This is a genomic window from Streptomyces sp. NPDC050535 (assembly GCF_044457665.1).
Taxonomy (GTDB): Bacteria; Actinomycetota; Actinomycetes; order Streptomycetales; family Streptomycetaceae; genus Streptomyces.
The window spans coordinates 264,115-284,770 of record NZ_JBITHE010000004.1; the positions used below are offsets into that span (position 1 = coordinate 264,115).

General features: G+C 71.2%; 20 protein-coding genes. 13 read left to right on the top strand and 7 right to left on the bottom strand.

What is annotated here, in order from left to right:
* Positions 1-58 precede the first annotated feature (58 nt).
* Both ACIBLC_RS11925 and ACIBLC_RS11930 read left to right on the top strand, forming a co-directional pair.
* Positions 59-1,096, top strand: a complete 1,038-nt coding sequence (locus ACIBLC_RS11925) for a PHP domain-containing protein (protein WP_399210698.1) — start codon at positions 59-61, stop codon at positions 1,094-1,096.
* 618 nt (positions 1,097-1,714) lie between these two features.
* Positions 1,715-2,674 carry an SDR family NAD(P)-dependent oxidoreductase gene (locus tag ACIBLC_RS11930; protein ID WP_399210699.1) on the top strand — a complete coding sequence of 320 codons (960 nt, stop codon included), beginning with the start codon at positions 1,715-1,717 and terminating at the stop codon, positions 2,672-2,674.
* Between the two features lie 129 nt (positions 2,675-2,803).
* On the opposite strand, the gene ACIBLC_RS11935 is transcribed toward ACIBLC_RS11930, so the two are convergent.
* Complete coding sequence (locus tag ACIBLC_RS11935; RefSeq protein WP_399210700.1) at positions 2,804-3,046, bottom strand: hypothetical protein; 243 nt, start codon at positions 3,044-3,046, stop codon at positions 2,804-2,806.
* Positions 3,047-3,251: 205 nt separating this feature from the next.
* Positions 3,252-4,559 (bottom strand): ROK family protein, encoded by a 1,308-nt coding sequence (locus tag ACIBLC_RS11940; protein WP_399210701.1) that lies wholly within the window; start codon positions 4,557-4,559, stop codon positions 3,252-3,254.
* 201 nt (positions 4,560-4,760) lie between these two features.
* Here ACIBLC_RS11940 and ACIBLC_RS11945 point away from each other — a divergent pair, with 201 nt between their 5' ends.
* The 5 genes from ACIBLC_RS11945 (at position 4,761) to ACIBLC_RS11965 (ending at position 10,014) form a co-directional block, all read left to right on the top strand.
* Positions 4,761-6,077: an ABC transporter substrate-binding protein gene (locus tag ACIBLC_RS11945; RefSeq protein ID WP_399210703.1), complete on the top strand. Its 1,317-nt coding sequence runs from the start codon at positions 4,761-4,763 to the stop codon at positions 6,075-6,077.
* A gap of 14 nt (positions 6,078-6,091) precedes the next feature.
* Positions 6,092-7,090, top strand: a complete 999-nt coding sequence (locus ACIBLC_RS11950; RefSeq protein ID WP_399210705.1) for a carbohydrate ABC transporter permease — start codon at positions 6,092-6,094, stop codon at positions 7,088-7,090.
* 28 nt (positions 7,091-7,118) lie between these two features.
* Entirely contained in the window at positions 7,119-7,958 is an 840-nt protein-coding gene (locus ACIBLC_RS11955; protein ID WP_399210952.1) for a carbohydrate ABC transporter permease, read from the top strand.
* Positions 7,959-7,987: 29 nt separating this feature from the next.
* Positions 7,988-9,346, top strand: a complete 1,359-nt coding sequence (locus tag ACIBLC_RS11960) for a GH1 family beta-glucosidase (RefSeq protein ID WP_399210706.1) — start codon at positions 7,988-7,990, stop codon at positions 9,344-9,346.
* A 173-nt stretch (positions 9,347-9,519) separates the two neighbouring features.
* Complete coding sequence (locus ACIBLC_RS11965; RefSeq protein ID WP_399210707.1) at positions 9,520-10,014, top strand: FBP domain-containing protein; 495 nt, start codon at positions 9,520-9,522, stop codon at positions 10,012-10,014.
* 29 nt (positions 10,015-10,043) lie between these two features.
* Here the strand turns inward: ACIBLC_RS11965 and ACIBLC_RS11970 are convergent, their stop codons facing one another.
* Positions 10,044-11,042, bottom strand: a complete 999-nt coding sequence (locus ACIBLC_RS11970; protein ID WP_399210708.1) for a zinc-binding alcohol dehydrogenase family protein — start codon at positions 11,040-11,042, stop codon at positions 10,044-10,046.
* A 129-nt stretch (positions 11,043-11,171) separates the two neighbouring features.
* Here ACIBLC_RS11970 and ACIBLC_RS11975 point away from each other — a divergent pair, with 129 nt between their 5' ends.
* Positions 11,172-11,828: a CGNR zinc finger domain-containing protein gene (locus tag ACIBLC_RS11975; protein WP_399210709.1), complete on the top strand. Its 657-nt coding sequence runs from the start codon at positions 11,172-11,174 to the stop codon at positions 11,826-11,828.
* Here ACIBLC_RS11975 and ACIBLC_RS11980 read toward each other — a convergent pair.
* A complete protein-coding gene (locus ACIBLC_RS11980; protein WP_399210710.1) occupies positions 11,792-12,028 on the bottom strand; it encodes a hypothetical protein in 237 nt (78 codons plus the stop codon). The two genes, ACIBLC_RS11975 and ACIBLC_RS11980, sit on opposite strands and share 37 nt — an antisense overlap.
* A gap of 93 nt (positions 12,029-12,121) precedes the next feature.
* On the opposite strand from ACIBLC_RS11980, the gene ACIBLC_RS11985 reads away from it, so the two are divergent.
* The 3 genes from ACIBLC_RS11985 (at position 12,122) to ACIBLC_RS11995 (ending at position 15,788) form a co-directional block, all read left to right on the top strand.
* A complete protein-coding gene (locus ACIBLC_RS11985) occupies positions 12,122-13,333 on the top strand; it encodes an aromatic acid exporter family protein (RefSeq protein WP_399210953.1) in 1,212 nt (403 codons plus the stop codon).
* A gap of 45 nt (positions 13,334-13,378) precedes the next feature.
* Positions 13,379-14,437, top strand: a complete 1,059-nt coding sequence (locus ACIBLC_RS11990; RefSeq protein ID WP_399210711.1) for a hypothetical protein — start codon at positions 13,379-13,381, stop codon at positions 14,435-14,437.
* A 115-nt stretch (positions 14,438-14,552) separates the two neighbouring features.
* Positions 14,553-15,788 (top strand): lactonase family protein, encoded by a 1,236-nt coding sequence (locus ACIBLC_RS11995; protein ID WP_399210712.1) that lies wholly within the window; start codon positions 14,553-14,555, stop codon positions 15,786-15,788.
* Here ACIBLC_RS11995 and ACIBLC_RS12000 read toward each other — a convergent pair.
* Entirely contained in the window at positions 15,756-16,481 is a 726-nt protein-coding gene (locus ACIBLC_RS12000; RefSeq protein ID WP_399210713.1) for a DUF2470 domain-containing protein, read from the bottom strand. The genes ACIBLC_RS11995 and ACIBLC_RS12000 overlap by 33 nt on opposite strands.
* Positions 16,482-16,592: 111 nt before the next feature.
* Positions 16,593-17,201, bottom strand: coding sequence for a TetR/AcrR family transcriptional regulator (locus tag ACIBLC_RS12005; RefSeq protein WP_399210715.1), 609 nt, complete (start codon positions 17,199-17,201; stop codon positions 16,593-16,595).
* Between the two features lie 108 nt (positions 17,202-17,309).
* On the opposite strand from ACIBLC_RS12005, the gene ACIBLC_RS12010 reads away from it, so the two are divergent.
* Positions 17,310-18,794, top strand: coding sequence for a cytochrome P450 (locus tag ACIBLC_RS12010; RefSeq protein WP_399210716.1), 1,485 nt, complete (start codon positions 17,310-17,312; stop codon positions 18,792-18,794).
* Here ACIBLC_RS12010 and ACIBLC_RS12015 read toward each other — a convergent pair.
* Entirely contained in the window at positions 18,756-19,601 is an 846-nt protein-coding gene (locus ACIBLC_RS12015) for a pentapeptide repeat-containing protein (RefSeq protein WP_399210717.1), read from the bottom strand. The genes ACIBLC_RS12010 and ACIBLC_RS12015 overlap by 39 nt on opposite strands.
* Positions 19,602-19,754: 153 nt before the next feature.
* On the opposite strand from ACIBLC_RS12015, the gene ACIBLC_RS12020 reads away from it, so the two are divergent.
* Positions 19,755-20,633: an SDR family oxidoreductase gene (locus tag ACIBLC_RS12020; protein WP_399210718.1), complete on the top strand. Its 879-nt coding sequence runs from the start codon at positions 19,755-19,757 to the stop codon at positions 20,631-20,633.
* The last annotated feature ends 23 nt before the right edge of the window (positions 20,634-20,656 follow it).

The window sequence follows — 20,656 nt, forward strand, 5'->3', positions numbered from 1 at the left end:
GCCGCTCGCCGTGCGACCCGGCGAGGGCTGGGCAACGCTTGGGAGGAGGGAGGTTCCCATGGATCCCGTCGAGGCGCTGGACCGGATCGCGTTCCTGCTGGAGCGGGACCAGGCCCCCACCTATCGCGTACGTGCCTTCCGCACCGCCGCGGCCGTGCTGACCGCGCTCCCCGAGGGCGAGGTGGCCACGCGCGCGGCCACCGGAACCCTGGAGTCGCTCAAGGGCGTCGGCCCGAAGACGGCGCAGGTCGTGCGCGAGGCGCTGGCCGGTCAGGTGCCCGGCTACCTGGAGAAGCTGGAGCGGGAGGCCGGGGCCCCGCTCGCCCAGGGGGGTGAGCGGCTGCGGGAGCTGCTGCGCGGCGACTGCCACCTCCACTCCGACTGGTCGGACGGCGGCAGCCCGATCGAGGAGATGGGCCGGACCGCGGCGCGGCTCGGACACGAGTGGGCGGTGCTCACCGACCACTCGCCGCGGCTCACCGTGGCACGCGGGCTGTCCCCGGAGCGGTTGCGCGAGCAGTTGGACGTGGTCGCGGAACTCAACCGGCGGTGGGCGCCGTTCCGGCTGCTCACCGGCATCGAGTGCGACATCCTCGACGACGGATCGCTCGACCAGGAGCCGGAGTTGCTGGACCGGCTCGATGTCGTGGTGGTGTCCGTGCACTCCAAGCTGCGCATGGACGCGCGGCCGATGACCCGCCGTATGGTCGCCGCCGTACGCAATCCGCTGGCCGACGTGCTCGGGCACTGCACGGGCCGGCTGGTCACCGGGCGCGGGCGGCCCGAGTCGGAGTTCGACGCGGACGCGGTCTTCGCGGCCTGCGCGGAGTACGGCACGGCCGTGGAGATCAACAGCCGCCCCGAACGGCTCGACCCGCCCCGCCGGCTGCTGCGCCACGCGGTCGAGGCGGGCGTGCTGTTCTCCGTGGACACCGACGCGCACGCCCCCGGCCAGCTCGACTGGCAGATCCACGGCTGCGCGCGGGCCGAGGAGTGCGGGGTTCCCTCCGAGCGCGTCATCACCACGTGGACGGCCGACGAACTGCTCTCCTGGACGAGGGACCGGACGGCGCCGGCTCGCGTGAGTGACGCCTGAGGGACGCCTGGACGACGCCTGAACGGATCCGAGTCAGCTCCGGCTCCGGCTCCGGCTCCGGCTCCGGCTCCGGCTCCGGCTCCGGCTCCGGCTCCGGCTCCGGCTCCGGCTCCGGCGAGCAAAAAAAGACCCCGACCGGACGGGGGAATCGCGGTCGGGGTCGTCCGAGGTGGGCACGGACGGCGGTCGCCTCTCGGCGGGGGGCTCCACAGGGCTTCAGCCGAACGATCTTCCCTGCGGGCGATGGATGAGGCCCGGGGACACTGTTCCATCCGCACCCACAGTTTGTTCAACGGGGAACTACCGGTGGGTGTTCCCGGGGGCGGTTTCGGGTGCGGTGATGTGTGTCACGAGAGGTGGGCGGCGCCGCCAGGAGTGACCCGCGGGGCCGTCTCGACGTCGCCGGGAGCTGCCCGAGAGGGCCGGCAGGGGCAACGTCGGATGCCGCCCGAGGGGGTGTGTGGCAGGGGCGCCGTCGGAAGCCGCCCCAGGGGGACGGCTGGGCAGCATCGGAAGCCGCCCGAGGAGGTCGGCCCGGCACCGTAGGGAGCCGTCCCGCACCCCGGGTGGCGGCATCCGGTTGACTTCGAGTGCTCTCCAATTCGTAGCGTGCGAGACATGACCACTGCACAGCACAAGATCGGTTCGGGTTTCGGCGCCCGGAGCACCGCCGACGAAGTCCTTCAGGGCGTCGACCTCTCCGGAAAGCTGGCGATCGTCACGGGCGGGTACTCGGGCCTCGGCCTGGAGACGACGCGCGCGCTCACGAAGGCGGGCGCCCAGGTCGTCGTCCCCGCGCGGCGCCCGGACGCGGCCCGCGAGGCGGTAGGCGCCATCGAGGGCGTCGAGGTGGACGAACTCGATCTCGGCGACCTCGACAGCGTCCGCGGCTTCGCCGAGCGGTTCCTCTCCACGGGCCGCACCGTCGACATCGTCATCAACAACGCCGGGATCATGGCCTGCCCCGAGACCCGCGTCGGCCCCGGCTGGGAAGCCCAGTTCGCCACCAACCACCTCGGCCACTACGCACTCGTCAACCGGCTCTGGCCCGCGATCGCACCCGGCGGAGCTCGTGTCGTCTCCGTGTCCTCGACCGGCCACCACACCTCGGCGATCCGCTGGGACGACCCGCACTGGAAGACCGGCTACGACAAGTGGGAGGCGTACGGGCAGGCGAAGACGGCGAACGTGCTGTTCGCCGTCCAGCTCGACCGGCTCGGCCAGGATTCCGGCGTACGGGCCTTCTCGCTGCATCCCGGCGGAATCCTCACGCCGCTCCAGCGTCACCTCCCCAGGGAGGAGATGGTGGAGCGCGGCTGGATCGACGAGAACGGTGAGCCGTTGCACCCCGACGCCTTCAAGTCGCCCGAGCAGGGCGCGGCCACGCAGGTGTGGGCGGCGACCTCCCCGCAGCTGGCCGGCATGGGCGGCGTGTACTGCGAGGACTGCGACATCGCCGAGCCCGCTCCGGCGGACGGCGAGCGGACCGGCGTGAAGGCCTACGCGATCGACCCCGAGCAGGCGGCACGCCTGTGGGAGCTGTCGGCGGAGCTGACCGGGGTGAACGCGTTCGAGTGACGTCCGAAGGCTCGTCGACGCCAGTGGCTCCTCCGACGTCCGAAGGCTCGTCGTCGTCCGAGACCCCACCGGCGTCCGAAGGCCCGCTGCGTCACGGGCCCTGCCGACGTTGAGGCCTCCCCACCGCGGTCAGGCCGAGGACTCCTCCGCCCCGGGATGCTCGGGGTGGGCGGTGTCCGAGCGCGAGGTGCCCTTTCTGGCCGTACCCGCCTCGTCCGCGTCGGGGACATCCGTCGCGGGCTCGTCCTTACTGGGATCCGCCGCCGGATCCAGGTCCCAGGGGTCCTCGCCCTCCTGGACCTGTTGATCCGGCATGTCGCGCGGGACCGGGTCGGTGTTCGCATCGATTCCCTCGGGCCGGTACTCGGTCATGCTGCACCCCTTCTTCGACGGGTCGGCGTGGCGGTGAGTCGGTGATGCCGCGGGTCGGTACGGCGGTGAGTCGGCGTGCCCGTCACATGGTGCCCGGCACACCTTGGGCGGACCCCTCGCCGACACGGCCCCGCACACCGGCCGGGCCGTTTCCGGCCCGGCACGAGTACCTCCGCCGTGACCGGCGAAACCGCCCTCCCGGGGCTCAGTGCGGCGCCCGCTCCTCCAGGGCGGTGCGCCAGGCCGGGGACGGGCTCTGGCCGACCGGTTCGGCGCGCCGGCCGCCACGGGCGAAGAAGTCGGCGAGCGGCAGGATGGCCGCACCGACGGTGACCGCGTCCGGGCCCAGCTTGCCGAGGTCGATGGAGACCCGCTCGGCCGGATAACGCAGGGAGTAGGCCAACGCGTGCCGGCGTACGGCGGGCAGGAAGCGGGAGCCGAGCTGGAGGCCCGCCCAGCCGCCGATGAGTATGCGCTCCGGCTGGAAGAGGTTGATCAGGTCGGACAGACCGGCGCCCAGATACTCGGCGGTCTCCTCCAGGACGGCGAGCGCCACGGCGTCGGGCTCGGTGCGCCCGGGATCCTCGGCGTCCTCGGGCGGGTAGGCCGCCGCGAGCATCGCGGTCAGCGCCGTCTCCTCGTCGACGCCCTCCGGCGGACGTCCGCCCTCCTCGCGCCAGCGCTCCAGGAGAGCCTCGGCTCCCGCGTACGCCTCCAGGCAGCCCAGGGCACCGCAACGGCAGCGGCGTCCCCTGACCCGTACCGTCAAGTGCCCCCATTCCACCGCCCTGCCGTACTCCACGTCCTCGGTGACCAGGCAGGCGCCGACGCCGGAGCCGAAGAGGACCACGACCGCGTTGCGGGCGCCGCGGCCGTTGCCGAACCACATCTCGGCCTGGCCGAGGGTGCGGGCGCCGTTGTCCGCGAAAAACGGGACGGTGTCGGGGAGTTCGCAGGTCGAGCGGAGCAGGGATTCCAGCGGGACGGCATCCCAGCCCATCGTCTGACCGTGCACGACCGCGCCCCGCTCCGGGGTGCGGGCCACGATGCCCGGGACACCTATCCCGACGCCGAGGAGCTGCTGCGGCGCGATGCCGGCCTCGGCCAGGACTTCGGCGATGCCGTCGCGGATGTGACCGACGATGACCTCGACGTCGAAGCCCATGTGCTCCAACGGCCTTTCGGTACGGGCGAGTTCGGTGAGCGTGAGGTCGAAGAGTTCTACGCGGACGCGGGTTTCGCCGACGTCCACGCCAATCATGTGGCCGCTGGCGGGCGCGACACGCAGCAGGGTGCGCGGGCGTCCGCCGTCGGAGTCGACACTGCCGGCCTCCTCGACCAGGCCGTCCGCGACCAGTTCGGCCACCACGTTGCTGATGGAGCCGGAACTCAGTCCGGTGGCCGGACCCAGTTCGTAGCGGCTCATCGGCCCGTCGAAATACAACCGTTGCAGTACGGCGGTTCGATTGCCCCGCCGCAGGTCACGGACTGTCCGCCCGTTCCGCCCCGTCATGTGGCTCCCCTCCGGTTCGCCCGACTTGCAAGATACCGCTGCGCGATCCCTTGACGCGACTTTCTTCCGAGTCTTAACTCACATCCTAAATTAAGTCGTGAGGGTCGTTCGGGAAGTGAACGCTCGCAAGGGACGTACGCGCAGTGTCCTTACACACCGCGGACGCCGTCACGACGCTCCTTCGAAAGGGACGCCTGAGCCATGCGCAGAATCCGAGCCGCGGCCGCCGGTGCGGTCACTGTCTCCATGCTGACCGCCGTGACCGCCTGTGGTGGCGGCTCGTCGACGGACGGCGGGTCCAACGACTCGCCCAAGACGCTCACTTACTGGGCTTCCAACCAGGGTGCCAGTGTCGAGGTCGACAAGAAGGTCCTCCAGCCCGAACTCGACAAGTTCGAGAAGGAGACCGGGATCAAGGTCGAGCTGGAGGTCGTGCCCTGGTCGGATCTGCTCAACCGGATCCTCACCGCCACCACTTCGGGCCAGGGCCCCGACGTCCTGAACATAGGCAACACCTGGAGCGCCTCCCTCCAGGCCACCGGAGCACTGCTGCCCTGGGACGCCAAGAACTTCGACAAGATCGGCGGCAAGGACCGCTTCGTCGACTCGGCCCTCGGCTCCACGGGCGCGCAGGGCAAGGACCCGGCCGCCGTGCCGCTCTACTCGATGGCCTACGCGCTCTACTACAACAAGAAGATGTTCGCCGACGCCGGCATCGCGAAGCCGCCGACCACCTGGGACGAGTTCGTCGCCGACGGCAAGAAGCTCTCCACGGACGGCAAGTGGGGCGCGGCCTTCGAGGGCTCCAACCCGTCGGAGAACATCCACCACGCGGTCGTCTTCGCCAAGCAGCACGGGGCGGACTTCTTCACGGCCGAGGGCAAGCCGGACTTCACGTCCGACGGCGTGGTCGAGGGCGTCAAGCAGTTCGTCGACCTGATGGCCAAGGACAAGGTCGTGGCGCCCGGCAACGCCGAGTACGCGCAGAACCAGTCCGTGAGCGACTTCGCCAAGGGCAAGACGGGGATGCTGCTGTGGCAGTCCGCGTCCGCCAACCTCGAGTCGCAGGGCATGAGCCCGGACGACTACGGCATCGCTCCGGTGCCCGTGCAGTCGGGCGCCCCGGGAACCGGCGAGAACGTCAACTCGATGGTCATGGGCATCAACATGTCCGTCTTCAAGAACTCCGACAACCTCGACGGCGCGACCGAGTTCGTGAAGTTCATGACCAGCGACGCCGAGCAGAAGATCCTCAACACGGCTTACAGCTCCATCCCGCCGGTCAAGACCGCCCAGGCGGACTCGGCCTTCAACACCGCGGCGAACGTGGTGCTGAAGGACACCCTCGCCAAGAGCGCCATCGCGGCTCCGCAGGTCGCTGACGAGTCCCAGTTCGAGACCGCCGTCGGTACGGCGATCAAGAACCTGTTCGCCGACGCCGCCGGCGGAGGCCAGGTGACCACGGAGTCGGTCAAGGCCGAGCTCGAGAAGGCCCAGACGCAGATGCCGACGAAGTGAGCGCGAGCACAAACATGACCACCACGACCGCCTCCCCCGAGGCCGGCGATCGCGCGGTGCGCAAGGACTCCCCCGGGGCGGCGCGCGGACCGCGCCGCCCCGGGCGGATCAAACGCATCGGACTGCCCTACCTGCTGCTTCTGCCCGCCCTGATCCTCGAACTGCTCGTCCACCTGGTGCCGATGGTGATCGGCGTCGTGATGAGCTTCAAGGAGCTCACACAGTTCTACATCCGCGACTGGGGCACCGCTCCCTGGTCCGGCGTGGACAACTACAAGGTGGCGGTCGACTTCGACGCGCCGGTCGGCAAGGCGTTGCTCGACTCGTTCTTCGTCACCGTCGGTTTCACCCTGCTGTCGGTCGGCCTGTGCTGGCTGATCGGCACGGCGGCCGCGATCTGCATGCAGGACGCCTTCCGGGGCCGCGGTCTGCTGCGCGCCCTGTTCCTGGTGCCGTACGCGCTGCCCGTGTACGCGGCCGTCATCACCTGGGTGTTCATGTTCCAGCACGACAACGGCCTGGTGAACCACGTCCTGCACGACCAGCTGGGCATCACCGACAAGCCGTCCTTCTGGCTCATCGGGGACAACGCCTTCTACGCGCTGCTCACGGTGTCCGTGTGGAAGGGCTGGCCGTTCGCCTTCCTCATCGTCATGGCGGGCCTGCAGAACATCCCCAAGGACCTGTACGAGGCGGCCGCCCTCGACGGCGCCGGCGTCTGGCAGCAGATCCGCCGCATCACCCTGCCGTCGCTGCGCCCCGTCAACCAGGTGCTGGTCCTGGTCCTGGTCCTGTGGACGTTCAACGACTTCAACACGCCGTTCGTCCTGTTCGGCAAGAGCGCTCCGGCGTCCGCGGACCTCATCTCGGTGCACATCTACCAGGCGTCCTTCGTCAGTTGGAACTTCGGGACCGGCTCCGCAATGTCCGTCCTGCTCCTGCTCTTCCTGCTCGTCGTGACGGGCGTCTACCTCCTGCTGACTTCCCGAGGAAGGAAGGCGGCCGATGTCTAGCCCCTCCACGACGTCGCCCCGATCACCGATGGCTCCACCGCGGTCCTTCCTGTGGACCCGGCGGATCTTCCTCGCCCTGCTGACCGGCTTCGTCCTGGTACCGGTCTACGTGATGATCTCCAGCTCGCTGAAGCCGTTGCAGGACGTCCAGGAGAAGTTCGAGTGGGTGCCCAGCGGACTGACCATCCGCCCGTACATCGACATCTGGTCGACGATCCCGCTCGCCCGGTACTTCGTGAACTCGCTGATCGTGGCCGGCGCCGCGACGGCCTGCTCCGTGGTGATCGCGGTCTTCTCCGCCTACGCCGTGAGCCGCTACAACTTCCGGGGCAAGCGCGTCTTCACGGTCACCGTGCTGTCCACCCAGATGTTCCCCGGCATCCTCTTCCTGCTCCCACTGTTCCTGCTCTACGTCAACATCGGCAACGCCACCGGTATCGCCCTGTTCGGATCCCGCGGCGGCCTGATCCTGACGTATCTCACCTTCTCCCTGCCGTTCTCGATCTGGATGCTCATCGGGTACTTCGACTCCGTGCCGCGCGATCTGGACGAGGCGGCCCTGGTGGACGGCTGCGGCCCGCTCGGCGCACTGTTCCGGGTCGTCGTGCCGGCCGCGATCCCCGGCATCGTCGCGGTCGCCGTCTACGCCTTCATGACCGCCTGGGGAGAGGTGCTGTTCGCGTCGGTGATGACCAACGACCAGACCCGCACCCTCGCCGTCGGGCTCCAGGGCTACTCCACGCTCAACAACGTCTACTGGAACCAGATCATGGCCGCGTCGCTCGTCGTCAGCGTCCCCGTTGTCGCCGGCTTCCTGCTCCTCCAGCGCTTTCTGGTCACCGGGCTCACCGCGGGAGCCGTCAAGTGACCAACTCCCCCCTCCCCGAAAGGACTTCCGTGACCATCGACCTTGCCGCCCTCCCCGAGGACTTCCTGTGGGGCACGGCCACGTCGGCCTACCAGATCGAGGGCGCCGTCGCCGAGGACGGCCGCTCCCCCTCCATCTGGGACACCTTCTCGCACACGCCCGGCAAGATCGACAACGGCGACGACGGGGACCTCGCCTGCGATCACTACCACCGCTGGCGCGAGGACATCGGAATCATGCGCCAACTGGGCACCAACGCCTACCGGTTGTCCATCGCCTGGCCGCGCGTCGTACCGGGCGGCGACGGCCCGGTCAACGCCAGGGGGCTCGACTTCTACGACGGACTGATCGACGCCCTGCTGGAGGCGGGCATCACCCCGTCCGTCACCCTCTACCACTGGGACCTGCCGCAGGTGCTCCAGGACCGGGGCGGCTGGCCCGCCCGTGACACCGCCCACCACTTCGCGTCGTACGCGGCGGTCGTCGCGGAGCGCCTCGGTGACCGCGTCAAGCACTGGACCACCCTGAACGAGCCGCTCTGCTCGGCCTGGATCGGCAACCTGGAAGGCCGGATGGCCCCGGGCCTCACCGACCTCACGGCCGCGGTCCAGACGTCGTACCACCTGCTCCTCGGCCATGGCCTCGCCACCCAGGCGATCCGCGCCGCCGTCCCCGGCGCCCAGGTCGGCATCGTCAACAACCTCTCCTACATCGAGCCCGCCACCGACCGCCCCGAGGATGTCGCCGCCGCCCGCCGGCTCGACGGCCACACCAACCGCTGGTGGCTCGACCCGGTGCACGGCCGCGGCTTCCCGGAGGACATGCGGGAGGTCTACGGGGTCGATCTGCCGGAGCAGCCGGGCGACCTGGAGATCATCGCGGAGCCGCTGGACTGGCTGGGTCTCAACTACTACTTCCCGTCCACGGTCGCCGACGACCCCACGGGGCCCGCGCCCCGCGTGCGTACGGTCCGCCGGCTGGGCGTGCCCCGCACGGGCATGGACTGGGAGGTCGACGCCATCGGCATCGAGAGCCTGCTGCTCCGCCTGACCAACGACTACGGCGCCCGCAGGATCTACGTCACCGAGAACGGCTCCGCCTACCCCGACGTCGTACGCCCGGACGGGACCGTCGACGACCCCGAGCGGACCGAGTACCTGGAGCGGCATCTCGCTGCCTGCGCGTCGGCCGCCGCCCAGGGCGTTCCGCTCGCCGGCTACTTCGCGTGGTCGCTGCTCGACAACTTCGAGTGGGCCTACGGCTACGACAAGCGATTCGGGCTCGTGCACGTGGACTACAAGACGCAGCGCCGCACGGTGAAGGGAAGCGGGCACCGGTACGCGGACATCATCCGGGCGCACGGCAGGCAGCGACGGAACGCCGCCTAGCGGCCGGTACGACCTCCGGTGGGCCCCACACCGTCATGGGTGGGGCCCACCGGTCTGTCCGCGTCCCCCGAGGCCGCCGAAATGCGTTGGATCTCTCCAGTGGGTCTATGTAGCTTGGCCGGGCACCTAGTACCCCTAGGTTTCAGCTCGTCCGACGCCTAGGAGGCTCCCCCATGAGATCGCTCACCGAGCAGGACATCCGCGGTTCGTTCATCAACTGCTCGAAGGGGGAGGCCAAGCGCCTCTCGACGCCTCGCGATCTCAGTGAACTCCCCTGGGGCGACCTGGACTTCCTGGGCTGGCGGGATCCCGGGGCACCGGACCGCAGTTATCTGGTCACCGAGCGGGCCGGTGAACTCGTCGGGGTGACCCTGCGCTTCCCCTCCTCCCAGCGCGGTTTCCTGCACCGCAGCATGTGCTCACTGTGCCTGACGACCCATCCGGGCAGCGGCGTCTCCCTGATGACCGCCCGCAAGGCGGGCGTGGCGGGCCGCGAGGGGAACTCGGTCGGCATCTACATGTGCACCGACCTCGCCTGCTCCCTGTACGTTCGCGGCAAGAAGGGCCTCGAATCCGGCACCCGCTTCGAGGAGAGCCTCACGGTGGAGCAGCAGATCGCCCGGACGGTGAGCAACCTGTCCGCCTTCCTGGAGAAGCTCTACGTCTGACACCACGGCTCCGCGCCCGGTTCGGCCGGTCAGCTCTCCGCCACCGCGAGCACGATCTTGCCGCGGTTGTCGCGCTGCTCCAGCCGCTCGTGGGCCGCGCGGGCCTGCTCCAGCGGGAACACCGTCTCGACGGGGACGCGGTACGTGCCCGCCGCCACCCGCTCGGCCAGTTCCCGCAGGTCAGCGCGGGGGTCGTAGCCGTGGATCTGGAGGTTGGTGAGCTGGAAGCCGAGGACGGACGCGTTCTTGGGATAGAAGTCTCGGGTGTCGACGGTGCTCGCCTCCAGGGCGACGTTGGCGAGGGCGACGACCCGTCCGCCGTGCCCGATCTCGCGCAGGCTCCGCCCGAAGGCGCGGCCGCCGACGGTGTCGAGGACCACGTCCGCGCCCCGCCCGTCCGTCAGCCGCAGCACCTCCTCGACCTCCGCTTCGTCGGGGTGCGCCGAGGTGTCGACGACGGAACCGGCGCCGAATCCGGCCGCCCAGGCGGTCTTCTCCGGTGAACCGGCGATCGCGATGACCCGCGCGCCGGCCTCGGCCGCGATCTGTACGGCCGCGCTGCCGACCCCGCTCGCGGCGGCCTTCACGACCACGGTGTCGTCCTTGGTCACGCGGGCCAGCGTGCGCAGGCAGTACCAGGCGGAGAGCCACGCGACGGGCAGGGCCGCGGCCTCCGTCAGGTCCACGCCGTCCGGCAGGACAGTCACGCGATCGGCCGGTACGACCGCCGACTCGGCGTAGAAGCCGGGTGCGTTCACTCCGTCCAGGGCCATCACCCGCTGCCCGACCGCGATGCCGGTCACCCCCTCCCCCACCGCGGCGACGGTTCCGGCCGCCTCCACACCCGGGATCAGCGGCGGGCGCCCCGCCCGGTGGTACACCCCGGCTCGGACCAGGGCGTCCGCCCGGTTCACGCCCGCCGCGACGACTCGGACCAGCACCTGTCCGGGCCCGGCGACCGGGTCGGGCACCTCCACGGGCACCAGCACCTCGGGCCCGCCGAACTCGTCGATCCGTACCGCACGCATCCCTGTACCTGCTCTCTCGGTCGGACACACCGGAGCACCGCGACGCCGCTAGCGGGAAAGGTGACACCGGTTGAACTGGTGTCACCATGCGACACCCCATGAACCGGTGTCAAGAGATAGACTCGAGCCATGCCCCGCGTACCTGCCTCCCCGCCACCGGAGGCCACCGATCCGGCACCGGACGCCACGGACCCCGCATCGGCCTTCCCCTTCATCGGCGGACGCCCCTGCCTGGACTTCGTGGCCACCCTCGGCAAACGACACGGAGACACCCCCCTCGAACGGCTCCCGGACCCCGGTGCCCTCGCGCGCTGGATCGGCGAGGCGGGCCTGCACACGCGTGACGACGCCGAGCCGGTCGACGTCACCCCCGGCGACCTGGCCTACGCCCGCACCCTGCGCGAGGCCCTCTACCGCCTCGTACGCGCCGCTATGGACGGGGAGAGTCCGGACCCGGCCGACATCGCGCAGGCCAACGAAGCGGCGGCCCGTCCCGACCTCGCCCCCCAGCTCGGCGCGGCCGATGGCGGCTCCGCGCCGCCCCTGTACTGGAAGGCCGGCCGACCCGGACCCGCCGCTCTGGCCACCGTGGCCCGTGACGCCGTACTGCTGGTCGGCGGCTCGCTGCCGGCCAGGGTCAAGGAGTGCGAGAACCCCGTCTGTTCGCTGCTGTTCCTGGACGACTCACAGGCCCGGCGCCGCCGCTGGTGCTCCATGGACCGCTGCGGCAACCTCGCGAAGGTGGCCGGTTACCGCAACCGCAGCCGCGCCGCCTCCACCCGGTGAAGCTGGATCAGCTGAACCGCCTCGCCGTACGCCTTCCTGTCCGCGCCGGTGAACTGGACGGCGAAGGTGCGGACGCCCTTCTCCTCGACGGGGTGGCGGAGGACGCGGTCCTTGAGGGTGAAGGACCCGTACGAACCATCCGGCAGGCCCCCGCCCCGGGCCCGGGGGAAACTCGGGGGTGGGGACGCGGCTGCCCCCACACGTTCGATGCACCTATGAACGGGAAGGGTCCCAGGGTGCGAGAGCAACGCAGTGAGGACCGTGGTGAGTGGGCGACGTCCGTCGCCCAGCTCGTGAAGCGGCGACGGGAGCCGGTGGTCGTCCAGGCCCTGAGATCGGCGGGGGCCGCGACACTCGCGTACGTCATCGCCCTGCACCTCAGTCCCGAGCCCGCGCCGCTCACCGCGCCGCTGACGGCCCTGCTCGTCGTGCAGGTCACCCTGTACGCCACGATCACCACCGGCATCCGGCGCGTGAACTCCGTGGTCACCGGCGTGCTCATCGCCATCGGTTTCAGCGCTCTGGTGGGGCTGACCTGGTGGAGTCTGGCCCTGCTGATCGTCACTTCGCTGGCCGTCGGCCATCTCGTGCGGGTCAGTGAGTTCGTTCCCGAGGTGGCGATCAGCGCCATGCTGATCCTCGGCGTCACCAGGGTGGGTGACACGGCGTGGGCCCGGGTGCTGGAGACGCTGATCGGAGCGGTCGTGGGGCTGGCCTGCAACCTCTTCCTCGCGCCTCCGGTGTGGGTGGGCGTGGCCGGTGACTCCATCGCGGATCTGGCTCGCCGGATGCGGCAGTTGATGCTGCGGATCGGCGAGGAGGCCGCGGGCCGCACCCCCGCCTCGCTGGCGGCGGAGCGGCTGCACGAGGCGCGTCGCCTCGACCACGACATCGTCGAGGTGGACGCGGCGCTGCGGCAGGCCGAGGACAGCCTGAAGCTCAATCCGCGGGTGCGCGAGGGACTGCTGCACCGGGTTGTCCTGCGCACCGGCCTCGACACGCTGGAGATCTGCACCGTGGTCCTGCGGGTGCTCGCCCGCAGCCTCACCGATCTGGCCAAGGTGCGCGAGCCCGAGCCTTTGTTCGAGACGCAGGCCGGGGCCGTGCTCGAGCAGCTGCTGTCCGAGGTCGCCGACGCCATCGTCAGTTTCGCCGTCCTGGTGACCACCGACGTGACCCGCAGCGCCGAGTCGGCGGAGGAGCGGCTCGCCGCGGAACTCGTCACGGCCGCCGCCACCCGGGACAAGCTCGCCCGGTTGTTCCTCGACGAGGTCCAGCGCGACGCCAGCCAGTGGGAGCTGCACGGCGCGGTGCTCACCGAGGTCAACCGCGTCATCGCCGAGCTCGACACGGAGCACCGCAGCCAACGGCTCCTGGAGGAGCTGGACCGCTGCTCACGCGAACAGCGCGAGCGCTGGCCACGTCTCACCCGGCTGCGCTCGTACCTGCGCATTCCGCCGGGGCTCCGCAGGAACCGGCGGCGGGCTCGCGGTCGTTCTACGTGAGGAAGCCGCACCAGGAAGCTTCACAGGGACGAGGGGAGCGGGCGGATGACCGACAGCACCGTGCGGATCGACGGAGACACACTGCACCTGCCGGGCGAGGTGCGGGTGCGGTTCATCCGGACCCTGCGGCTGCCCGAGACGGGCACGCACGCACTGCCCCCGGGACTCGGCGAGTTCCCGGTCCGCCGTGTCGAGGACTACGCGGACACGGTGCCGGCCGAATGGCGGGCGCGCGGCGGTGTGATGCTGCCGGTGTATATGCGCGAGGCGATGTGGCTGAGTTTCGGGGGTACGGCGGAGCCGGCCGCCCTCCAGGTCGGCGTGGGCAAGGTGTGCGCGGTCTCGGGCAAGCCGTGGAGTTCCCGGCTCACCCGGGACCCGCAGAACTACGTGGTGCTGCCGCGTCAGCCGTGGCTCGACGGGATCAACTCCGGCAAGGGGACGGTCCGGCAGTTCGTGGCGGTGCCCCTGGGACTGGGGGCGACCGTCGAGGGTCAGGTGACCGGCGAGGAGGTGTGGGGCGGCGTGCAGTTGCAGTCGTTCCCGCTGCGCGACGAGGAACTGCGCGCCTGGCGCGAGGAGGAGCGCCGCAGGGCCGCGGATCGCAGGGAGCGGGCGGTGTCCGCCGGGAGCTACGGCGCCGCGTTCCCGATGGCCGCGCCTCCCGCACCTGGCGCACCACCGGCTGCCGGCGGCGCGCCGGGCGGCCCGCCGAGGCGTGCCCCGGCGATGGGGCTCGGGGTCGGCGGTTCGATGCGCCAGGAGGTCTACCGGGACGACCGGCCGATCGGGGCCTGGGCCGAGGAGCCCGCCGGGCGGGTGTTCGTGCACCTGGTGACGCCTCCGGAGTGGCGCCGCATCACGGGCGAGGCGCCCCCGCCGTCCCCGGTGGACCGCGCGGCCTACACGAGGGCCGGGCTCCCGTGGTTCGACTACTACGACCAGGACGCCGCGGACCTCTCCCCCACCGGCACGCTCGGCTCGGTGCAGCCGGTCGGCGACTGGCTCGGCGACGACCACGAGCCCTGGGAGCAGCCCTCGCCCGGTCAGGTGAAGCCGCTCGGGGACGCGCCGGGCAAGTCGGTCGAGGACGGTGACTGGTAACCGGCCGGACAGTCGTTGCGCAGAGCGCAACGACTGTTGCCCTTCTTGCACTTGACCGGTGCCGCACGTCAAGGTGGCTGTCACAGGCGGGGCAACCGACACCCGAGGTGCAGGCATGAGCAGTGGGACAGATCCGGCGCACGGCTCGGGCGGCGGCGGCTGGACCCGACGCCGTTTCGTCGGCGCGCTGACGGGCGTCGCCGCTGCGGCCACGGTCGCGGCGCCGGCCGCCCCCGAGCCGCCGGTGGCCGCGCCTGAGGCGGTTCCGCCGGTAGTGGGTTCCGAGGAAGACGCGTCCGAGCCGCCCGCAGGCAGCTCTGGGCCCCGCCCCCTGTTCCTCGGGACGTACGCCTCGGCCGAGGGCGGCGGAAAGGGCATCGGCCTGGCCGCGTACGACCCGGCGACGGGCCGCGTCACCGGTACCGGCTCCGTCATCACGGGCGTCGGCGACCCCTCGTATCTCGCACCGCATCCGGACGGCGGCACGCTGTACGCCGTCGACGAGCGGGAAGCGGGCGGGGTGACGGCCGTACGGCTCGCGGAGAACAAGGTGCTCGGCACACGCGGCACGGGGGGTGCGAGCCCCTGCCACCTGTCCGTGCATCCGAGCGGGCGGTGGCTGCTGAGCGCCAACTACGGCTCGGGCAGTGTGGCCGTGCACCCGATCGACGCCTCGGGGGCGCTCGGCGAACGCACCGACCTGGTCACGCACTCGAGCCCCGCGCCCGGTCCGGGTCAACAGGGGCCGCACGCCCACCAGTTCGTCACCAGCCCGGACGGCGGCCATGTGCTTGCCGTCGATCTGGGAACCGACACCGTCTACAGCTACCGCCTGGACGAGTCCAGGGGCACGCTCACCGCGGTCTCCCAGGCACACACGCGCCCGGGTGCGGGACCGCGTCATCTCACCTTCCACCCCGGCGGCCGCTTCGCCTACCTTGCCAACGAGGTCGACAACACGGTCGTGGTCTGCGCCTACGACCCGGCCACCGGGCGGCTCACACCGGGCGAACCGCAGCCCACGGGCACGGGCGGGGGCACGAGTTATCCGGCGCAGATCCTGGTGACGTCGAACGGGTCGTACGCCTATCTCGCCAACCGGGGCCACAACAGCCTGACGCGCTACGCGGTCGAGGCAAGCGGCGCCCGTCTGAGGCTCCTGGACACCGTGCCGGTCGGCGGCGACTTCCCGCGCCAGATCGCCCTCTCGCCCGACGAGCGACTGCTGTTCGCGGCGAACCAGCGGTCCGGCACGGTCAGCGTGTTCCACGTCGACGGCGGGAGCGGTGGACTCCGGCTCGCGGGTGAGCCGTTCGCCTCACCCGTCGCCGTCTGCGCGGTGCCGCTGTAGCGCGCGGGGGCAGGACGCGGACGCGGCCTGGTTGAGCAGGACGTGCATCCGCTCGGTGAGCTGCGCGACGGTGTCGGCCGGCTTGTGGAAGGGCAGGCGTACGTCGCCGTTGCCGCGGGCCCGCTCGATGCGCAGCGTGAGTCCGTGCCGGTCGACGGCGAGCGGCTGGACGCGCACCGCGCCGTGCAGGCTGTCCGATTCGACCAGGCGGGTCAGCCGGTCGATCGCGTCCGGGTGGGCGTCGGCGAGGTGGGTGAGCAGCGCCGCCTCGGCGGTGGCGAGGGGGTCCGGATCGGCCTGCGCCAGCTCGTCGAGGCCGACGACGACCGTCCCGGACGGCTCGCGCAGTACCGCGCGCGTCGCACGGAAGGCGAGATGCCCGTCCTCGGGGGCGAACCAGCCGGCCAGCCACAGCCGGGCGCGGATCCGGTTCCGTACCGGAACGGGCGCGACATCGGCGAACTCCAGGACGGCGGACGGCTCCCCGCGGGGCGCGCAGATCGCGGCCGTGAGCAGCGCGCTGTCGTCCGGCACGTGCAGGAGGATCCTGCCGTCCGCGGCCACGGAGTGCGCGCCGACGAACTCCTCCCGGCCGCCGTCCGCGGTCACCGCGCATGACCATGCCGCGGCGAGCACCGAACGTGCGCGCTCCGCCGCGGCAGGCGCGGCCGTCCAGGTGTGACGGTCACCCATGAGAGTCCCCCTTAGGTAAGGCTTGCCTAACTTATCTAAGATCCGGGTGTACGCCAACCACACACGCCAACCTTTGAGAACGCTTTTGGCGAGGAGTGACCGAGGCCGGCTTCAGGGAGCGATCGCGCCCAGCAGGGCCCGTGCGCACAGATCGCGCACCTGTTCCCTCGTCAATTCCGGATCCCGCAGCCACTCCAGGCAGACGGCGGTGGTGAACGCCAGCCAGCCACGGACGGCGATCCGCAGCTCAGGCCGCTCCTCGGGCACCCGGCCGATCTCCGGATCCGCGGCGAGCGCCGCCAGGATCTGCCGCTCCTGCGCGGCCAGCGCCCGCTGATAGACCTTCCGTACGGCCTGGTCGCCGGCCGCGTCGGCACGGTGGAAGGCGCGGAAGCCGTGCGCGTGCTGCTCGACATAGCCGAGGAAGGTGTCGAGGCCGGCGCCGAGCTGCTCGCGCACCGGGATTCCGGGCACCGCCGCTGTCATGCGCAGCATCCGCCCGCTCTCGCGCTCCACGACGGCCGCGAAGAAGTCCCGCTTGGTCGGGAAGTAGTGGTAGAGCAGCCCACGGGAGACGCCGGCGATCTCGGCGACCTGCTCGATCCACACCTCGTCGTACGGGCTCTCCGAGAACAGGCGGGCCCCCACCGAGAGAAGCTGCTCCCGGCGCTCCTCGGTGCTGAGGCGGCGGCGCACCCGCTCGCCCTGGTTCCCGGCCATGCCCGCACTTTACTTGACGTCGGTTCAACAACGGGATCACACTGAAATCCGCTATTGAACCGGCGTACAACAGACTCAACCTGCCGCGATTACAAGGGAGATGGCGTCATGGCGGAGACGAAAGCGGCCACGCTGCCCAAGGGGTTCCGCAGTGCGGAGCTGGGCTGGCCCGAGCTGCACCGCATTCCGCATCCGCCGCGCCGGCTCCCGCTGATCGGCGACGCGATCGGCGCCGACGTCCGTAGGCCCATCCAGGATTCGCTGCGGCTCGGGCGGCAGCTCGGGCCGATCTTCCGGCGCAGGGGCTTCGGCAAGGAGGTCGTGTTCGTCGGGGGCGCGGATCTCGCGGCCGAGCTGGCCGACGAGTCGCGGTTCGCCAAGCACGTGGGCCTCGGGGTCGCCAACCTCCGGCCGGTCGCCGGCGACGGACTGTTCACGGCGTACAACCACGAGCCGAACTGGCAACTGGCCCACGACGTCCTGGCGCCCGGCTTCAGCCGCGAGGCCATGGAGGGCTACCACCCGATGATGCTCGCGGTGACCGAGCGGCTCATCGACCGCTGGGACCGGGAGCGGGCGGCGGGGCGCGCCGTGGACGTCCCCGGCGACATGACGAAACTGACGCTGGAGACGATCGCGCGCACCGGCTTCGGCCACGACTTCGGCTCTTTCGAGCGCGCCCGGCCGCACCCCTTCGTGACCGCGATGGTGGGCACCCTGACGTACGCCCAGCGCCTCAACGCGGTCCCCGCGCCGCTGGCCCCGTTGCTGCTCCGCGGCCCCGCCCGTCGCAACGAGGCCGACATGGCGTATCTCAACCGCACGGTCGACGCGGTGGTGGCGGACCGGCGGTCCGCCGGCGGGGACGGTGATCTGCTCGACCGGATGCTGGAGACCGCGCATCCGGAGACCGGGGAACGGCTCTCGCCGGAGAACATCCGGCGTCAGGTCATCACCTTCCTGGTCGCGGGCCACGAGACCACCTCGGGCGCGCTCTCCTTCGCTCTGCACTACCTCTCCCGCCACCCGGAGGTCGCCGCGCGCGCCCGGGCCGAGGTGGACCGTGTGTGGGGCGACACGGCCCGGCCCGGCTACGACCAGGTCGCCAGGCTCCGTCATGTGCGCCGGGTTCTCGACGAGTCGCTGCGGCTGTGGCCCACCGCACCGGCCTTCGCTCGCGAGGCCCGCCTGGAGACGGTCCTCGGCGGCGTTCATCCGATGCGGCAGGGCGCGTGGGCGCTGGTCCTGACGGCGATGCTGCACCGCGATCCGGATGTCTGGGGCGCGGACGCCGAGGAGTTCGACCCGGAGCGCTTCGACGCGAAGGCGGTACGGGCGCGGCCCGCGCACACCTTCAAGCCGTTCGGCACCGGAGTGCGGGCCTGCATCGGCAGGCAGTTCGCGCTGCACGAGGCGACGCTGGTGCTGGGGCTGCTGCTGCGCCGCTACGAGTTGCGGCCCGACCCCGGCTACCGGCTCCGGGTGGCCGAGCGGCTGACGCTGATGCCGCAGGGGCTACGGCTGCACCTCGAAGGCCGCACGCCCGCGGCGGACTCAGTCCTCGGCCGTCCAGTGGCCCGGGCGGGTGAGTGACCCCGGCAGCTTCGTACCGGCGCCGCCCCGGGCCGCGTTCACCTGCGGCTGGGTCAGGAAGAAGGCACCGGTCAGGTCGGCGTCGGTGAGGTCGGTGTCCCGCAGGTCGGCTCCGATCAGGTCCGCGCCCCGCAGGTCGGCGCCGGTCAGGTCGGCGGCGATGAGGTAGGCGCCGCGCAGGTCGGCACCCCGGAGATCGGCGCCCTTGAGACGTGCGCCCATCAGGTCGGCGCCGCGGCGGTCCTTCTTCTTTCCCCGGCCGGTCCCGGCCCGCATGAGTTCACTGGTCCGCAGCAGCAGCACATTGACCTCCTGCCGGTGCGCGCCCACGTCCAACTCCCCCAGTTCCTCCGGCGTTCGGCGGGTGAGCAGCTCGGTCCTGTCCAGCGTCCGGCGCAGGTCGGCGTACAGGGGCCGGGCGGCGGGCAGCGTCAGGGCCTCCGCGAGATACCAGAGCAGTTCGTGGAGTTGGCGCACGACCGGGAACACCTCGAACATCTGCCGGGCCTGTTCACGGGTCCCCTCGCGCCAGTCCCGGCCGCCGTAGGTGATCTGCGAGACCTTCTGGCCGGCGCCGAAGCAGTCGTACACCGTGCAGCCCGTGAAGCCCTTCTCCCGCAGTTCCGTGTGGATTCCGCAGCGGGAGTCGGTCCGCAGGTTCGGGCACGGCTTCCCCGCGCTCTTGTCGATCGCGAAGTCGGCCGAGCGGCTGAACGGCAGCGCGACACAACAGAGACCGAAGCACTCACCGCAGTCGGCCCGCAGCCCATCGCGCCGGTCCTGGGCCGTCCCACTGTCCTCTTGCATGGCTCCAGCCTACTGAACTGCGGCAATGCGGTTTTTGCCGTCACCGCGCCCACCCTTCGCGTGCCCGGGACCGTGATCCCGGGCTCCGCTTCGGCCCGAACGACCACGCCCTGCCTCTTCAGGTTTGGCGGCACACCGGGTATCGAGGCGGCCATGGATGAGACACCGCCGCTTCCCGGCCTCCCCGCCCCTCCCCCACTGGGCGCGAGCGCCCTGCCGCCGGGGACGTACGACGGTTCGCTTGTCCTGGTCACGGGCGGCGGCACCGGACTGGGCAGGGCGATCGCGGCGGAGTTCGCGCGGCTCGGTGCCGACCTGGTGATCGTCAGTCGTGGTGAGGATCATCTGCGCGCCGCGCAGGAGGAGTTGGCGACCTCGGGCGGACGGGTGACGGCGGCCGTGTGCGATGTGCGGGACCCGGAGCGGATCACCGAGGTGTACGACGCCTGCGGTCTGCCGGACGTGCTGGTCAACAACGCCGCCGCCAACTTCCCCGTACCCGCGGAGGAGATGTCCCCGAACGCCTGGCGGGCGGTCGTCGACATCACGCTCACTGGAACGTTCCTGATGACCCGTGAGTTCGCCCGGCGCCATCTGGCCGCGGGCACCCCCGGTTCGGTCATCAACGTCGGTGCTTCGTACGCCTGGACGGGCGGACCGGGTTTCGCGCACAGCGCGGCGGCCAAGGCCGGCGTACACAACCTGGTGGAGACCCTTGCCGTGGAGTGGGGGCCGTACGGCATCCAGGTCAACGGGCTGGTGCCCGGGCTGATGCCGCACCAGGACATGACCGCCGACATCCGCGGAAACCTGGACCGGGCCGAGGGACACGACAGGCGTCAGCCCGCCCTCAGGGTCGGCTTCCCGCGCGAACTCGGCTGGGCCGCCACCTTCCTGGCCTCCCCCTACGCCCGTTTCGTCAGCGGCCACACTTTGGTGGTGGACGGCGCGAACTGGCAGCGCAGGACGCTTGTCAGCCCGCCGGTGGTGCCGGTGCGGGAGCAGATGGGGCGCGACCCCTTCACCGGCTGACCGTCCCGACGGGCTCGCCGAAG

Bases quoted from the DNA above. Each gene is read 5' to 3' on its own strand.
- ACIBLC_RS11925 (WP_399210698.1), top strand. From the start codon at position 59: ATGGATCCCGTCGAGGCGCTGGACCGGATCGCGTTCCTGCTGGAGCGG.
- ACIBLC_RS11930 (WP_399210699.1), top strand. From the start codon at position 1,715: ATGACCACTGCACAGCACAAGATCGGTTCGGGTTTCGGCGCCCGGAGC.
- ACIBLC_RS11935 (WP_399210700.1), bottom strand. From the start codon at position 3,046: ATGACCGAGTACCGGCCCGAGGGAATCGATGCGAACACCGACCCGGTC.
- ACIBLC_RS11940 (WP_399210701.1), bottom strand. From the start codon at position 4,559: ATGACGGGGCGGAACGGGCGGACAGTCCGTGACCTGCGGCGGGGCAAT.
- ACIBLC_RS11945 (WP_399210703.1), top strand. From the start codon at position 4,761: ATGCGCAGAATCCGAGCCGCGGCCGCCGGTGCGGTCACTGTCTCCATG.
- ACIBLC_RS11950 (WP_399210705.1), top strand. From the start codon at position 6,092: ATGACCACCACGACCGCCTCCCCCGAGGCCGGCGATCGCGCGGTGCGC.
- ACIBLC_RS11955 (WP_399210952.1), top strand. From the start codon at position 7,119: ATGGCTCCACCGCGGTCCTTCCTGTGGACCCGGCGGATCTTCCTCGCC.
- ACIBLC_RS11965 (WP_399210707.1), top strand. From the start codon at position 9,520: ATGAGATCGCTCACCGAGCAGGACATCCGCGGTTCGTTCATCAACTGC.
- ACIBLC_RS11970 (WP_399210708.1), bottom strand. From the start codon at position 11,042: ATGCGTGCGGTACGGATCGACGAGTTCGGCGGGCCCGAGGTGCTGGTG.
- ACIBLC_RS11975 (WP_399210709.1), top strand. From the start codon at position 11,172: ATGCCCCGCGTACCTGCCTCCCCGCCACCGGAGGCCACCGATCCGGCA.
- ACIBLC_RS11990 (WP_399210711.1), top strand. From the start codon at position 13,379: ATGACCGACAGCACCGTGCGGATCGACGGAGACACACTGCACCTGCCG.
- ACIBLC_RS11995 (WP_399210712.1), top strand. From the start codon at position 14,553: ATGAGCAGTGGGACAGATCCGGCGCACGGCTCGGGCGGCGGCGGCTGG.
- ACIBLC_RS12000 (WP_399210713.1), bottom strand. From the start codon at position 16,481: ATGGGTGACCGTCACACCTGGACGGCCGCGCCTGCCGCGGCGGAGCGC.
- ACIBLC_RS12005 (WP_399210715.1), bottom strand. From the start codon at position 17,201: ATGGCCGGGAACCAGGGCGAGCGGGTGCGCCGCCGCCTCAGCACCGAG.
- ACIBLC_RS12010 (WP_399210716.1), top strand. From the start codon at position 17,310: ATGGCGGAGACGAAAGCGGCCACGCTGCCCAAGGGGTTCCGCAGTGCG.
- ACIBLC_RS12015 (WP_399210717.1), bottom strand. From the start codon at position 19,601: ATGCAAGAGGACAGTGGGACGGCCCAGGACCGGCGCGATGGGCTGCGG.
- ACIBLC_RS12020 (WP_399210718.1), top strand. From the start codon at position 19,755: ATGGATGAGACACCGCCGCTTCCCGGCCTCCCCGCCCCTCCCCCACTG.